This is a genomic window from Pseudomonas sp. 18-147 (assembly GCF_051048045.1).
GTDB classification, from domain to species: Bacteria; Pseudomonadota; Gammaproteobacteria; order Pseudomonadales; family Pseudomonadaceae; genus Pseudomonas; species Pseudomonas aeruginosa.
Genome location: NZ_CP182296.1, coordinates 2,525,150 through 2,538,890 on the forward strand (window position 1 = coordinate 2,525,150; position 13,741 = coordinate 2,538,890).

19 protein-coding genes and 1 tRNA gene are annotated in these 13,741 nt (G+C 64.0%); 16 read left to right on the top strand and 4 right to left on the bottom strand.

Going from position 1 to position 13,741, the window contains the following annotated elements; translation table 11 throughout:
• Positions 1–42: 42 nt before the first annotated feature.
• Together ACM0M4_RS12290 and ACM0M4_RS12295 are read left to right on the top strand one after the other, a co-directional pair.
• Entirely contained in the window at positions 43–276 is a 234-nt protein-coding gene (locus ACM0M4_RS12290; RefSeq protein ID WP_003090796.1) for a DUF3509 domain-containing protein, read from the top strand.
• A gap of 65 nt (positions 277–341) precedes the next feature.
• Positions 342–572 carry a hypothetical protein gene (locus ACM0M4_RS12295; protein ID WP_003090795.1) on the top strand — a complete coding sequence of 77 codons (231 nt, stop codon included), beginning with the start codon at positions 342–344 and terminating at the stop codon, positions 570–572.
• Here the strand turns inward: ACM0M4_RS12295 and ACM0M4_RS12300 are convergent.
• Both ACM0M4_RS12300 and ACM0M4_RS12305 read right to left on the bottom strand, forming a co-directional pair.
• Entirely contained in the window at positions 547–1,065 is a 519-nt protein-coding gene (locus ACM0M4_RS12300; RefSeq protein ID WP_003099108.1) for a thermonuclease family protein, read from the bottom strand. The two genes, ACM0M4_RS12295 and ACM0M4_RS12300, sit on opposite strands and share 26 nt — an antisense overlap.
• A gap of 18 nt (positions 1,066–1,083) precedes the next feature.
• Positions 1,084–1,797: an endonuclease gene (locus ACM0M4_RS12305; RefSeq protein ID WP_003099106.1), complete on the bottom strand. Its 714-nt coding sequence runs from the start codon at positions 1,795–1,797 to the stop codon at positions 1,084–1,086.
• Positions 1,798–1,953: 156 nt separating this feature from the next.
• Between ACM0M4_RS12305 and ACM0M4_RS12310 the strand changes: the two genes are divergently transcribed.
• The 4 genes from ACM0M4_RS12310 (at position 1,954) to ACM0M4_RS12325 (ending at position 3,727) form a co-directional block, all read left to right on the top strand.
• Positions 1,954–2,175: a ParD-like family protein gene (locus tag ACM0M4_RS12310; RefSeq protein ID WP_003090688.1), complete on the top strand. Its 222-nt coding sequence runs from the start codon at positions 1,954–1,956 to the stop codon at positions 2,173–2,175.
• Complete coding sequence (map, locus tag ACM0M4_RS12315) at positions 2,172–2,954, top strand: type I methionyl aminopeptidase (protein WP_003114411.1); 783 nt, start codon at positions 2,172–2,174, stop codon at positions 2,952–2,954. Before ACM0M4_RS12310 ends, map begins: the two co-directional genes overlap by 4 nt.
• Before the next feature lie 53 nt (positions 2,955–3,007).
• On the top strand, positions 3,008–3,241 hold the full coding sequence (locus ACM0M4_RS12320) for a hypothetical protein (protein WP_028680836.1): 234 nt from the start codon (positions 3,008–3,010) through the stop codon (positions 3,239–3,241).
• 198 nt (positions 3,242–3,439) lie between these two features.
• On the top strand, positions 3,440–3,727 hold the full coding sequence (locus ACM0M4_RS12325) for a DUF3509 domain-containing protein (RefSeq protein ID WP_003090684.1): 288 nt from the start codon (positions 3,440–3,442) through the stop codon (positions 3,725–3,727).
• Between the two features lie 325 nt (positions 3,728–4,052).
• Here the strand turns inward: ACM0M4_RS12325 and ACM0M4_RS12330 are convergent, their stop codons facing one another.
• Together ACM0M4_RS12330 and ACM0M4_RS12335 are read right to left on the bottom strand one after the other, a co-directional pair.
• On the bottom strand, positions 4,053–4,229 hold the full coding sequence (locus tag ACM0M4_RS12330) for a hypothetical protein (RefSeq protein ID WP_003099098.1): 177 nt from the start codon (positions 4,227–4,229) through the stop codon (positions 4,053–4,055).
• Between the two features lie 84 nt (positions 4,230–4,313).
• Complete coding sequence (locus ACM0M4_RS12335) at positions 4,314–4,640, bottom strand: hypothetical protein (protein WP_003090681.1); 327 nt, start codon at positions 4,638–4,640, stop codon at positions 4,314–4,316.
• 191 nt (positions 4,641–4,831) lie between these two features.
• Between ACM0M4_RS12335 and ACM0M4_RS12340 the strand changes: the two genes are divergently transcribed.
• From ACM0M4_RS12340 to ACM0M4_RS12385, 10 genes are all read left to right on the top strand, one after another.
• Positions 4,832–5,695 carry an alpha/beta fold hydrolase gene (locus ACM0M4_RS12340; protein WP_016253319.1) on the top strand — a complete coding sequence of 288 codons (864 nt, stop codon included), beginning with the start codon at positions 4,832–4,834 and terminating at the stop codon, positions 5,693–5,695.
• A 249-nt stretch (positions 5,696–5,944) separates the two neighbouring features.
• Positions 5,945–7,867: a threonine--tRNA ligase gene (thrS, locus tag ACM0M4_RS12345; protein ID WP_003090677.1), complete on the top strand. Its 1,923-nt coding sequence runs from the start codon at positions 5,945–5,947 to the stop codon at positions 7,865–7,867.
• The gene (infC, locus tag ACM0M4_RS12350) at positions 7,867–8,418 is read left to right on the top strand and encodes a translation initiation factor IF-3 (RefSeq protein ID WP_003119938.1); all 552 of its coding nucleotides are present in this window, start codon (positions 7,867–7,869) and stop codon (positions 8,416–8,418) included. Before thrS ends, infC begins: the two co-directional genes overlap by 1 nt.
• Positions 8,419–8,479: 61 nt before the next feature.
• Positions 8,480–8,674 carry a 50S ribosomal protein L35 gene (rpmI, locus tag ACM0M4_RS12355; RefSeq protein ID WP_003090673.1) on the top strand — a complete coding sequence of 65 codons (195 nt, stop codon included), beginning with the start codon at positions 8,480–8,482 and terminating at the stop codon, positions 8,672–8,674.
• Between the two features lie 23 nt (positions 8,675–8,697).
• Entirely contained in the window at positions 8,698–9,054 is a 357-nt protein-coding gene (gene rplT / locus ACM0M4_RS12360) for a 50S ribosomal protein L20 (protein WP_003099086.1), read from the top strand.
• Between the two features lie 97 nt (positions 9,055–9,151).
• The gene (gene pheS, locus ACM0M4_RS12365; protein WP_003090666.1) at positions 9,152–10,168 is read left to right on the top strand and encodes a phenylalanine--tRNA ligase subunit alpha; all 1,017 of its coding nucleotides are present in this window, start codon (positions 9,152–9,154) and stop codon (positions 10,166–10,168) included.
• 34 nt (positions 10,169–10,202) lie between these two features.
• Complete coding sequence (gene pheT, locus ACM0M4_RS12370) at positions 10,203–12,581, top strand: phenylalanine--tRNA ligase subunit beta (protein WP_115288765.1); 2,379 nt, start codon at positions 10,203–10,205, stop codon at positions 12,579–12,581.
• 3 nt (positions 12,582–12,584) lie between these two features.
• Positions 12,585–12,887: an integration host factor subunit alpha gene (gene ihfA / locus ACM0M4_RS12375; protein WP_003090661.1), complete on the top strand. Its 303-nt coding sequence runs from the start codon at positions 12,585–12,587 to the stop codon at positions 12,885–12,887.
• Entirely contained in the window at positions 12,868–13,224 is a 357-nt protein-coding gene (locus ACM0M4_RS12380) for a MerR family transcriptional regulator (RefSeq protein ID WP_003090655.1), read from the top strand. The genes ihfA and ACM0M4_RS12380 overlap by 20 nt, the downstream gene beginning before the upstream one ends.
• An 89-nt stretch (positions 13,225–13,313) precedes the next feature.
• Positions 13,314–13,390 (top strand) — tRNA-Pro (locus ACM0M4_RS12385).
• Positions 13,391–13,741: the final 351 nt, after the last annotated feature.

Here is a 13,741-nt window from a genome sequence, read left to right on the forward strand (position 1 = left end):
CGCGGCGGGCCTCCGTCCAACTTCTCAGAAATGGAGCGCACCATGTCTGTCGACCTGAAGAAAATCGCCGCTGCCTTTCCCGAGTTCCAGTTGTCCAGCAAGAGCCGCCACGACGGCGCGCTGTTGTTGCAGTTGCAGGCCGCCGACGGCCGCTACGTGGCTCGCACCATACCCTCGCCGCAGCTCAGCGCGCCGCCGGAGACCGAGTGGCTGATCCGCAGCATCCGCCGGGAACTGGCCGTGCCGGGCATGGAAATGGCGATGGCGGCACGCTGAGTTTTTTCGCCGCGGGAACCGATGATGCGATAATTCCGCCTTTCCACACAGCTGACGGGAAGGCAATGAAGCGCGAGAAGGTTCGGGACAGGCAGGCGGCAGGGAAGATCTCGGCGACCCACATCATCGCCAATCCCACCCTGGCCAGGGAATGGATCGTGTTCTTCAAGAAGGACGGCGGGCGCAGCTATTTCCTGGTCGACGAGAGCGACGAGGTGATGTCGTTCCGCCGGCTCGACGACGCGGTCAAGGAGCTGCGCGGGCTGGGCATCAAGTTCGCGGAGATCCATCTCTAGGAGCGGCGTCGCGCGGTCGCCACTGGCCAGCCTTGCGCGCCCGCGCTTCTTCCTCGGCGAACCGGTACTGGCCGCGCGCCTCGGCCGTCTGGCCGCTGTCCGGCGCGTCGCGCCAGCTGGCCAGGCCAATGGTCAGCAGGGCCAGCCCGGCATCCAGGGTATGTCCGCAGGTGGGGCAGTCGGCCGGGGTGACCCAGGCCGCGCCGAGGATGCGGAAGCGCGCGTCGCGGCCTTGCTCGCGGATGGTCGTCGATTTGCCGAGCAGCATGTCTTCCAGGGCTTCCCGGGCGCGCCGACGCCAGGGCTCGGCGGCCGGTAGCTCGACGGCATTGAGCTGGATGCGCAGCGCCTTGTTCGCGCCGGGCAGGCGGCAGCCCAGGCTGGCGTCGTCGTGTATCGCCACCACCGTGCAGTCGAAGCGGCGCTCCCCGGCGTCGGCGGCGAACGCCAGGGCGGCGCAGAGCGGCAACAGGGCGAGGGTGCGGAAGATCATGGGCTACTCCGGCGGAGGTCAGCGTCGACGCGAGGATAGGTTGCTGCAGGTCGCCAGGTCCACCGGGCCGACATAGGGATTGCCCCAGCCCATCACGCAGCCGACCATGTGGTTGCGCTGGCGCTCCCAGGTCTGTGGCGGGTACTGCTTGTGCCAGGCGTTGTAGAGCTGGCGATCCTGCTTCGACAGGCGCAGGCCGTAGCGGTCGCTCATGTAGAAGTAGGTGCGGGCGATCATCCCGCGAATCTGCGGGCGTGGCATCGCCTTGCGCGCCTTGAAGTCCACCACCATCGGGCAGGCGCCGTATTGCTGGGGTTTCTGCGGCAGCCAGCCGAAGCCGAAGTTGCTGCGGTCGCCGTTGACCTCGCCGATGCTCGGCACCAGGTTGTGCAGGTCGGCCTCGGCGCGCTGGTAGGTGCTGTCGTGCCTCGCGCAGTTGCTCCGCCCGCCGTTCTGCCAGCAGCGTCGCTGGTGACCGATCACCCAGGCCGGGACGATGTGTTCCCACTCGATGCGCCGCGCGCGGTTGGCGTTCTTCCTCGGCTTGTAGCCGCAACTGGCGAGGTCGACACGATTTCCCGAGTAGCGACAGCCGCAGTAGAACTCCACGGATTGCCGGGCGTAGAGCTTCCAGCCGATTTTCTTCGCTTCGGAGAACGTGCGCGGGGCGTTGGCCTGGCCGGCGCTGGCGAGGAGGAGGGCGAAAAGGCCTACAAACAAACGGGAAAGCATGCGGCAACTTCCAAAAAAATCCGCATGTTACTGATTTTGCAGGAGATGCCAATCGTGGCCAGTCCATGGCCAGGCGAGGGCGGACCTTCCCGTTTGCGCCGCGTCCATGCGATGGTTAGTATGCGTTCCGTATATGTTTTGTAGTCGAGGTGTAGTGTGGGCCTGGTGAAGATTTCCGAGCAATTGCACGAAGAGGCGCGCATCGCCTGCAAGGCCATGTCGCGCTCGATCAATGCCCAGGCTGAGCACTGGATGCGCATCGGCATGCTGATCGAAGCCAATCCCGGCCTGACCTATGCGCAGGTGCTACGCCAATTGATGGACGAAGCGCGCGAAAGCGACCGCCGCGAGCAGGACGCGGCGAGGATCTCGGGATGATCAAGAGCGCGGAGGAAATCCAGCGCATGAGCGTGGCCGGCGCGCTCACCGCGAAAGTCCTCGAAGCCCTCGACGAGGTGGTGCGGCCAGGCATCAGCACGGCAGAGATCGACCGCTTCTGCGAGCGCTACATCGTCGACACCCTCGCGGCGATTCCCGGCAGCAAGGGGCAGTACGGCTATCCGTTCACGGTGAACACCTCGGTCAACGAGGTGGTCTGTCATGGCTGGCCGTCGGCGCAGCAGATCCTCCGCGACGGCGATATCGTCAACGTCGACGTCACGGTGATCAAGGACGGCTATTTCGGCGACAGCAGCAAGATGTACCGGGTCGGCGCCATCGACCGCCAGGCGCAGAAGCTGCTCGACGTCACCCGCGAATGCCTGTACCGGGCGATCCGCGTGGTGCGCCCGGACGCCACCCTCGGCGATATCGGGCATGCCATCCAGAGTCACGCCGAAGCCAACGGTTATTCGGTGGTCCGCGAATACTGCGGGCATGGCATCGGCCGCAAGATGCACGAGGCGCCGCAGGTCCTGCACTTCGGTCGCGCTGGCGCGGGTGCGCGGCTGAAGGCCGGGATGACCTTCACCATCGAACCGATGATCAACCAGGGCGGCCACGCGGTGAAGCTGCACAAGGACGGCTGGACCGTGACCACCCGCGACCGCCGCCTGTCGGCCCAGTACGAGCACACCGTGCTGGTCACCGAGCGGGGTTGCCGGGTCCTGACCCTGCGCGACGAGGAGCGCGAGGCGCTGGCCGACCTGGCTGGCTGATCGACGCCCGGCCTGGTTACACTGCGACGACTTTTCCGAAGGGAGGCTGGCGGGTGTCCGGCAGGCGTTTTGGCGAGTTCGAACTGCGCGCCACCTGGTTGCGCGAGGACAGCGGCTATCTGGCCGAGATCGAGATAACCAGCATCGACGACGGACGCACCGAATGGCTGGTGCTGCCGGGCCAGCCGCCGTGCGAGAGTCCGGCGGCCGCGCTGTCGCTGGCGGAAGCGGCGCTGTACCAGGTGCGCGGCTTCGATGCGCGGGGCCGGCCGCTGTTTTCCGACTGAGCCTGCTGGCAAATCGCATGATGCATTTCGCACGATCTTGCAGTTTGCACGGACCGCTTCGCTGAGTCTTTTCGTAAGTTATTGATTTTGAATGGTTTTAATTTTCCATGTGGCTGGCATGAAAGCTGCCACCTTTCCCCGTGTTGCGGCTGCGCTGAAGTTCGCGGTCGGTTTTCATGCAAGAGGGGATAAACGATCATGGAAAAGTCCATCAAGATGCTGTTCGATGCCTTCCAGGCCACCTTTGCCGTATCCACCCAGATGCGTCCGGACGGCGGCGCCCTGCTGACCCTGCGCAACGGCGAAGAGATCGTGACCCGTCGCGTGGTGTCCGCCGCCCAGTTGGCCGACGAGAAGCGCATGTACTGGTTCATCAACGCCGTGCGCCGCGACCTGGCCCTGGAGGCGGGGAGCCTGCCGGTGGATGTGGTCGGCACCCTGCGTCGTCTGCAGGAGCGCGGCCTGCCGAGCTACATGGCGGGCTGAACGGTTCGTCCGGAATCCTGGCGGAGACCTCCGGCAGGGCGGGCGAGAGTGCTAGAGTGAAGCTTCGAGGGGGCTGGGCGAGGATCGACCGGCCCCGCTCGTGTCGGAAGGGAAGGCCAGGGCTGGCCTGCCCGTTCGGCGCTTCGGCAGGCTGGCGCAGAACGATGCAAGGTCGTTCGGGTCAGCATCAGGGATGAAATGACTGACAGGAGTCGGGATGCTGCGTTACGTCGTGGGTTTTCTCGCGTTCACCGTGCTGGCGGCCTATCTGTTGCTGGGGGTTTCCCAGCACGCCTTCCTGCCGTGACCGGTCGGCATGGCGGCTTCAGCTGCGTTGCGGAAGAGGCTGTGGCGGCCGTGCGGGATGCCGGTTTTCGGCTTGCCGTGCCTTGCGTTGCAGGCGTGCGCGCCGACGCGGCACGCGCAGGAAGGCCCACAGGGTGACGCCGGCGAGGCCCAGCCAGGCGACGATCAGCAATGTGACGAAGGATTCGGGAGTCATGGTTCGTCCTCCTCTTACCCAAGGATAGACCCTGCGGAAAGGGGAATTACTGCAATCGGTCTTCGACCATGGTCTGAAACGCGGTCACTCGGGGCCGGCGCCGACCAGAGCCAGGCAGCCGGTCAGGCTGGTCAGCAGGGGCAGGGCGAGCAGGAAGGCCAGCCAGATGGCCTCCATGCGCAACAGCGTGGCGCCGAGGAACAGCGCGACCAGGAGGATGGTCATGAGCAAGGCGGTCCAGCCGAAGTACATGGCGAAGTTGTCGATGCCCAGGCCGATGCCCCAGCCCAGCAGCAGGGCCCATACCCCGGCCAGCGCCAGGCCGAGAGCCAGCATGCTCGCCAGGGTCCGGGCGGACGGGGCATGCAGCGGGTGGTTGCGGAATAGCTCGTAGAAGATCGGCGTATTCATCGGCGTCACCTCCGCAGGGGAACTTCCAGCCTAGCCCAGCGGGCGAGACGGCCCTAGACCTATTTGTCATTACGGGGCGTGACCTCAGGCCGCTAACATCCATCTTTTCCAGGCGATGCCGTGCATCGGGCTGCGGGCCCGATCACCGTTCGTCGCGCTGAGTCGAAAAAGAAACCGAAAGGGTTGCGTGCATGAGTGGCGAACTCGCCTCGTTCGAGGTGGATGGGTATCAACTGGTCTATCAGGACCTGGGCGAGGGCACGCCGGTGCTACTGGTCCACGGTTCGCTCTGCGACTACCGCTACTGGCAATGGCAGTTGCGCAGCCTCGGCGAGCGCCACCGGCTGATCGTGCCGAGCCTGCGTCACTACTACCCCGAGCGCTGGGACGGGCAGGGTGCGGACTTCACCAGCGCCCGCCACGTCGCCGACCTGCTGGCGCTGGTCGAGCGGCTCGGCGAGCCGGTACACCTGCTCGGCCATTCCCGTGGCGGCAACCTGGCGTTGCGCCTGGCGCTGGCCGCTCCGGACGCCCTGCGTTCGCTGAGCCTGGCCGATCCCGGCGGCGACTATGCCGCCGAGGTCTACGCCCACGCCGGCCTGCCTGCGCCCGAGGAGCCATTGGAACGCAACCAGTTCCGGCGCCAGGCGCTCGAATTGATCCGTGGCGGCGAGGCGGAACGGGGACTGGAACTGTTCGTCGATACGGTGAGCGGCGCCGGGGTATGGAAACGCTCGTCGGCGACGTTCCGCCGAATGACCCTGGACAACGCCATGACCCTGGTCGGGCAGGTGGCCGACCAGCCGCCGGCGCTGGCGCTGTCGGAACTGCGCTCGATCGACCTGCCGAGCCTGATCCTCAATGGCGAACGCAGCCCGCTGCCATTCCCGGCCACCGCCGAGGCGCTGGCGGCGGCCCTGCCGCGCGCCGAGCTGCAACGCATCCAGGGGGCCTCCCATGGCCTCAATGCCACCCGTCCGGCGGCTTTCAACCGGTCGGTACTGGAGTTCCTGGCGCGCGTCGATGGCGTTGCGCCGGAGGCGGAAACGTCCTGAAGTGAGGCCGGGTGAACTGACCGCTCGTCAGCTCGCCGCGGATGCTTTACCATGGGCGCTTCGCGCCGGATCAGCTCCGGCGTTTTTCGTCAGTATCCATTCCCAGTGATCTCCGTCCGCGCGCTTCGGCGCAGGGGTGCCGCAAGGCGCCTGCCACTGTGAGGCAGGCCGGCCCGGCGGGCGACGCTTACTGGCACATCCCAACCCACGTGGCCTTTGGTAGGGGTCACCACTAGGAGAGGAGGCGCCATGCCCATCATTACTCTTCCCGACGGCAGTCAACGTTCCTTCGATCACCCGGTCTCCGTGGCCGAGGTGGCCCAATCCATCGGCGCGGGCCTGGCCAAGGCGACCCTCGCCGGCAAGGTCGACGGCCGCCTGGTCGACGCCTGCGACACCATCGATCGCGACGCGACCCTGCAGATCATCACGCCCAAGGACGAGGAAGGACTGGAGATCATCCGCCACTCCTGCGCCCACCTGGTCGGCCATGCGGTCAAGCAGCTCTATCCGACCGCGAAGATGGTCATCGGCCCGGTGATCGAGGAAGGCTTCTATTACGACATCTTCTTCGAGCGCCCCTTCACCCCCGAGGACATGGCGGCGATCCAGCAGCGCATGCGTGAGCTGATCGACAAGGACTACGACGTGATCAAGAAGATGACCCCGCGCGCCGAGGTCATCGAGCTGTTCAAGTCCCGTGGCGAAGACTACAAGCTGCGCCTGATCGACGACATGCCGGACGAGAAGGCCATGGGCCTGTACTTCCATGAGGAGTACGTGGACATGTGCCGCGGCCCGCATGTGCCGAACACCCGCTTCCTCAAGGCGTTCCAACTGACCAAGATTTCCGGCGCCTACTGGCGCGGCGACTCGAAGAACGAGCAGCTACAACGTATCTACGGCACCGCCTGGGCCGACAAGAAGCAACTGGCGGCCTACATCCAGCGCATCGAAGAGGCCGAGAAGCGCGACCATCGCCGCATCGGCAAGCAGCTCGACCTGTTCCACCTGCAGGAAGAAGCGCCGGGCATGGTGTTCTGGCACCCGAATGGCTGGAGCGTCTACCAGGTGCTCGAGCAGTACATGCGCAAGGTCCAGCGCGACCATGGCTATGTCGAAGTGCGTACCCCGCAGGTGGTCGACCGCATCCTCTGGGAGCGTTCGGGCCACTGGTCGAACTACGCCGAGAACATGTTCACCACCTCCTCGGAAAGCCGCGACTACGCGGTCAAGCCGATGAACTGCCCGTGCCACGTGCAGATCTTCAACCAGGGCCTGAAGTCCTACCGCGACCTGCCGCTGCGCCTCGCCGAGTTCGGCGCCTGCCACCGCAACGAGCCGTCCGGCGCGCTGCACGGGATCATGCGTGTACGCGGCTTTACCCAGGACGACGCGCATATCTTCTGCACCGAAGAGCAGGTGAAGAAGGAAGCGGCCGATTTCATCAAGCTGACCTTGCAGGTCTACCGCGACTTCGGTTTCACCGACATCGCCATGAAGCTGTCGACCCGTCCGGCCAAGCGCGTCGGTTCCGACGAGCTGTGGGATCGCGCCGAAGGCGCGCTGGCCGATGCGCTGAACGAATCCGGCCTGGCCTGGGAATACCAGCCGGGCGAGGGCGCGTTCTATGGGCCAAAGATCGAGTTCACCCTGAAGGACTGCCTCGGCCGTAACTGGCAGTGCGGCACCCTGCAGTACGACCCGAACCTGCCGGAGCGCCTGGACGCCAGCTACATCGCCGAGGACAACAACCGTAAGCGCCCGGTGATGCTGCACCGTGCGATCCTCGGGTCCTTCGAGCGCTTCATCGGCATGCTCATCGAGCACTACGCCGGAGCCTTCCCGGCCTGGCTGGCGCCGACCCAGGCAGTGGTGATGAATATCACCGACAAGCAGGCCGATTTCGCCGCCGAGGTGGTGCGGATCCTCGGGGAAAGCGGATTCCGTGCCAAGTCCGACTTGAGAAACGAGAAGATCGGCTTTAAAATCCGCGAGCATACTTTGCTCAAGGTTCCCTATCTCTTGGTTATTGGAGATCGGGAAGTTGAATCGAAGGCCGTCGCGGTGCGTACGCGCGAAGGGGAAGACCTGGGCTCCATGCCCGTCACCCAGTTCGCTGAGCTGTTGGCACAGGCGGTTTCCCGGCGTGGTCGCCAAGACTCGGAGTAATCATTATTAAGCGTGAAATGAGACAGGATAAGCGAGCTCAACCGAAACCCCCGATCAACGAGAACATCTCGGCTCGTGAGGTACGGTTGATTGGAGCTGATGGCCAGCAGGTTGGTGTTGTTTCGATCGATGAGGCGATCCGCCTAGCCGAAGAGGCGAAGCTGGACCTGGTTGAGATTTCGGCCGACGCGGTGCCTCCTGTCTGCCGCATCATGGACTACGGCAAGCACCTGTTCGAGAAGAAGAAGCAGGCTGCGGTCGCCAAGAAGAACCAGAAGCAGGCGCAGGTCAAAGAAATCAAGTTTCGTCCAGGGACGGAAGAAGGGGATTACCAGGTAAAACTACGCAACCTGGTACGTTTCCTTAGTGAAGGGGACAAGGCCAAGGTATCCCTGCGATTCCGCGGCCGTGAGATGGCTCACCAGGAGCTGGGGATGGAGCTGTTGAAGCGGGTCGAAGCCGACCTCGTGGAGTACGGCACCGTCGAGCAGCATCCTAAGCTGGAAGGACGCCAGCTGATGATGGTCATCGCTCCCAAGAAGAAAAAGTAACCACCAGGGCACTGGCAGGCCTTGCGGTTATGCGTAATCACTCAATGCGGAGTATCCGAACATGCCAAAGATGAAGACCAAAAGTGGCGCGGCCAAGCGCTTCAAGAAGACTGCTGGTGGCCTCAAGCACAAGCACGCCTTCAAGAGCCACATCCTGACCAAGATGACCACCAAGCGTAAGCGTCAACTGCGCGGCACCTCGATGCTGAACAAGTCTGACGTTGCGCGCGTAGAACGCTCCCTGCGTCTGCGCTGATTATTAAGGTAGAGGATTAATTCATGGCTCGTGTTAAGCGTGGCGTTATCGCCCGTCGTCGTCACAAGAAAATTCTGAAGCTCGCCAAGGGCTACTATGGTGCACGCTCGCGCGTGTTCCGCGTTGCCAAGCAGGCGGTGATCAAGGCTGGCCAATACGCCTACCGTGACCGTCGTCAGCGCAAGCGTCAGTTCCGCGCACTGTGGATCGCCCGTATCAACGCTGGTGCTCGTCAGAACGGTCTGTCCTACAGCCGTCTGATCGCTGGCCTGAAAAAGGCGGCCATCGAGATCGACCGTAAGGTCCTGGCCGATCTGGCAGTGAACGAAAAAGCGGCGTTTACCGCGATTGTCGAGAAAGCGAAGGCAAGCTTGGCTTAAGCCCTACGACAATCACCGGACTTCGGTCCGGACGTAACGTCACCGATAGGGGAAGAGCCTTACCGCTCTTCCCCTATTTTGTATCTGGAGTCCATACATGGAAAACCTGGATGCGCTGGTCTCTCAAGCATTGGAGGCTGTGCGACACACCGAAGACGTCAATGCCCTGGAGCAGATCCGGGTTCACTACCTCGGCAAGAAAGGCGAACTGACCCAGGTGATGAAGACCCTGGGCGACCTGCCGGCCGAAGAGCGGCCGAAGGTTGGCGCGCTGATCAACGTGGCCAAGGAAAAGGTCCAGGATGCGCTGAACGCGCGTAAGACCGAGCTGGAAGGGGCCGCGCTGGCCGCCCGGCTGGCCGCGGAGCGCATCGATGTCACCCTGCCCGGTCGTGGCCAGCTGAGCGGCGGCCTGCATCCGGTCACCCGCACGCTGGAGCGCATCGAGCAGTGCTTCAGCCGCATCGGCTATGAAGTCGCCGAAGGCCCGGAAGTCGAAGACGACTACCACAACTTCGAAGCGCTCAACATTCCGGGCCACCACCCGGCGCGTGCCATGCACGACACTTTCTATTTCAATGCGAACATGCTGCTGCGTACCCACACCTCACCGGTGCAGGTGCGGACCATGGAGTCCCAGCAGCCGCCGATCCGCATTGTCTGCCCGGGGCGCGTCTACCGCTGCGACTCCGACCTGACCCACTCGCCGATGTTCCACCAGGTGGAAGGCCTGTTGGTGGACGAGGGTGTCAGCTTCGCCGACCTCAAGGGCACCATCGAGGAATTCCTCCGCGCCTTCTTCGAGAAGCAGCTTGAAGTGCGCTTCCGTCCGTCCTTCTTCCCCTTCACCGAGCCCTCGGCCGAAGTGGACATTCAGTGCGTGATCTGCAGCGGCAACGGCTGCCGCGTGTGCAAGCAGACCGGCTGGCTGGAAGTCATGGGTTGCGGCATGGTGCACCCGAACGTGCTGCGCATGTCCAACATCGATCCCGAGAAATTCCAGGGCTTCGCCTTCGGCATGGGCGCCGAGCGCCTGGCCATGCTGCGCTACGGGGTGAACGACCTGCGTCTGTTCTTCGATAACGATCTGCGCTTCCTCGGACAATTCCGCTAGGCCAGAACGCAACCGGATTCCTTAGGAGAACAGGATGAAATTCAGTGAAAAGTGGCTGCGGAGCTGGGCAAATCCGCAGGTTTCCCATGACGAGCTGGTCGCTCGCCTGTCCATGGTCGGCCTCGAGGTTGACGCCGACCTGCCGGTCGCCGGCGCCTTCAGCGGCGTGGTGGTCGGCGAGGTGCTCTCGACCGAACAGCATCCGGACGCCGACAAGCTGCGCGTCTGCCAGGTCAGCAACGGCAGCGAGACCTTCCAGGTCGTCTGCGGTGCGCCCAACGTGCGCGCGGGCCTGAAGATTCCGTTCGCCATGATCGGCGCCGAACTGCCGGGCGACTTCAAGATCAAGAAAGCCAAGCTGCGCGGCGTCGAGTCCTTCGGCATGCTCTGCTCGGCCAAGGAATTGCAGATCAGCGAAGAGAACGCCGGTCTGCTCGAGCTGCCGGCTGACGCGCCGGTCGGCCAGGACGTCCGCACCTACCTGGAGCTGGACGACTACACCATCGAGGTCGGCCTGACCCCGAACCGCGGTGACTGCCTGTCGCTCGCCGGCCTGGCCCGCGAAGTCAGCGCCATCTACGATGTTCCGCTGGCGCCGGTGGCGGTGGACGCGGTCGCCGCGCAGCACGACGAGACCCGTCCGGTCGAACTCGCCGCGCCGGCTGCCTGCCCGCGCTACCTCGGCCGGGTGATCCGCAACGTCTACCTGAGCCGGCCGACCCCGTTGTGGATGGTCGAGCGCCTGCGCCGTTCCGACATCCGCAGCATCGACCCGGTGGTCGACGTCACCAACTACGTGATGATCGAACTGGGCCAGCCGATGCATGCCTTCGACCTTGCCGAGATCAACGGCGGCGTGCGCGTGCGCATGGCCGAGGACGGCGAGAAACTGGTCCTGCTCGACGGTCAGGAAATCACCCTGCGCGCCGACACCCTGGTGATCGCCGACCACCAGCGCGCCCTGGCCATCGCCGGGGTGATGGGCGGCGAGCACAGCGGCGTCAGCGACAGCACCCGCGACCTGTTCCTCGAAGCCGCGTTCTTCGACACCATCGCCCTGGCCGGCAAGGCCCGCTCCTATGGCCTGCACACCGACTCCTCGCATCGCTTCGAGCGCGGCGTCGACAGCCAGTTGGCGCGCAAGGCCATGGAGCGCGCGACGCGCCTGATCCTCGACATCGTCGGCGGTGAACCAGGGCCGATCGTCGAGCAGGTCAGCGAAGCGCACCTACCGAAGGTCGCGCCGATCACCCTGCGCGCCGAGCGCGTGACCCAGATGCTCGGCATGCCGCTGGACGCCGCCGAGATCGTGCGCCTGCTGCAAGCCCTGGAACTAACGGTGGTAGCCGACGGGGAAGGGCAGTGGTCGGTCGGCGTACCGAGCCATCGCTTCGACATTTCCCTGGAAGTCGACCTGATCGAGGAACTGGCCCGTCTCTACGGATACAATCGCCTGCCGGTGCGCTACCCGCAGGCGCGCCTGGCGCCGAACAACAAGCCGGAAGCGCGCGCCGCGCTGCCGCTGCTGCGGCGCCTGCTGGTCGCCCGCGGCTACCAGGAAGCGATCACCTTCAGCTTCATCGATCCGGCCCTGTTCGAACTGTTCGATCCGGGCACCCAGCCGCTGACCCTGGCCAACCCGATCTCCGCCGACATGGCGGCGATGCGTTCCAGCCTCTGGCCGGGCCTGGTCAAGGCGCTGCAGCACAACCTCAACCGCCAGCAGTCGCGGGTCCGCCTGTTCGAAAGCGGCCTGCGCTTCGTCGGTCAACTGGAAGGCCTGAAGCAGGAAGCCATGCTCGCCGGCGCCATCTGCGGCAAGCGCCTGCCGGAAGGCTGGGCCAACGGCCGTGACGGCGTGGACTTCTTCGACGCCAAGGCCGATGTCGAGGCGGTGCTGGCCAGTGCCGGCGCCCTCGGCGACTTCAGCTTCGTGCCCGGTGAGCACCCGGCGCTGCACCCGGGGCAGACCGCGCGCATCGAGCGGGACGGGCGGCTGGTCGGCTACCTGGGCGCGCTGCATCCGGAATTGGCGAAGAAACTCGACCTCGAGCAGCCGGTGTTCCTCTTCGAGCTGCTGCTGGCCGAAGTGGTCGACGGCCACCTGCCGAAGTTCCGCGAGCTGTCGCGCTTCCCCGAAGTGCGCCGCGACCTGGCGCTGCTGGTGGATCAGGACGTGCCGGCACAAGACATCCTGACACAAATCCGTGCGGCGGCCGGCGAATGGCTGACGGACCTCAGGCTGTTTGATGTGTATCACGGTAAAGGCATTGATCCGCATAGAAAAAGCCTTGCCGTCGGCTTGACCTGGCAGCATCCATCGCGCACTCTTAATGACGATGAAGTCAATAGCACGACGCAGAACATCGTCACGTCGTTGGAAGAAAGGTTCAATGCCACGTTAAGGAAATAGCGTATGGGGGCTCTGACGAAAGCTGAAATTGCGGAACGTCTGTACGAAGAGCTGGGCCTGAACAAACGGGAAGCCAAGGAGTTGGTGGAGCTGTTCTTCGAAGAGATCCGCCAGGCGCTGGAGCATAACGAGCAGGTCAAGTTGTCCGGTTTCGGCAACTTCGACCTGCGCGACAAGCGCCAGCGCCCCGGACGCAACCCGAAGACCGGCGAAGAAATCCCGATCACGGCCCGCCGCGTTGTCACCTTTCGTCCAGGGCAGAAACTGAAGGCCAGGGTTGAGGCATATGCTGGAACCAAGTCATAACGACGAGCTGCCACCGATTCCCGGCAAGCGCTACTTCACCATCGGCGAAGTCAGCGACTTGTGCGCGGTCAAGCCCCACGTGCTGCGCTACTGGGAGCAGGAATTCCCGCAGCTCAACCCGGTGAAGCGCCGCGGAAACCGCCGCTATTATCAGCGCCAGGACGTGCTGATGATCCGCCAGATCCGCGCGCTCCTCTACGACCAGGGCTTCACCATCGGCGGGGCGCGCCAGCGCCTCTCCGGCGACGAGGCCAAGGACGACGTCACCCAGTACAAGCAGCTCATCCGCCAGATGATCGCCGAGCTGGAAGAAGTCCTGCTGGTCCTGAAGAAGTGACGGAAGCAAAAAAAACTTCCACTTATCAGAAGCTTAGTATATAGTGCGGCTCACTTCGGAAGCACAGTCACTGAGCTCGGAAGTACAGTCGGGGCGTAGCGCAGCCTGGTAGCGCACTTGCATGGGGTGCAAGGGGTCGAGTGTTCGAATCACTCCGTCCCGACCAAAAATCCCTAGAAAATCCAGTCACTTAGCGGTGACTGGATTTTTTTATGCCTGATGCTTTTGTACTGCTCCTGAATTTTGCCCCACTTTTTGCCCCACCCGAGAATATGGCCTGCTATCTCTCTTCTTTTGATGGTGAGCCGGTACGTTCAAACACAGGTGAGGTGAGGTGCGCTGCGCTTCCTGACCAAAACGCTACCCCGAATCAGCATGCAGTCGCTGGCGCAGGGTTCGCTCGGTCAGGCGTTGGTGCTGGGTCATGCTCTAGGTGGCAGGGTAGGGGGGCAGTGAGTCGAGCGGCGCCCCGATGTGCGCCTTGGGCCTGCCCATTTCTACTTCCAGCAGCGCGTTG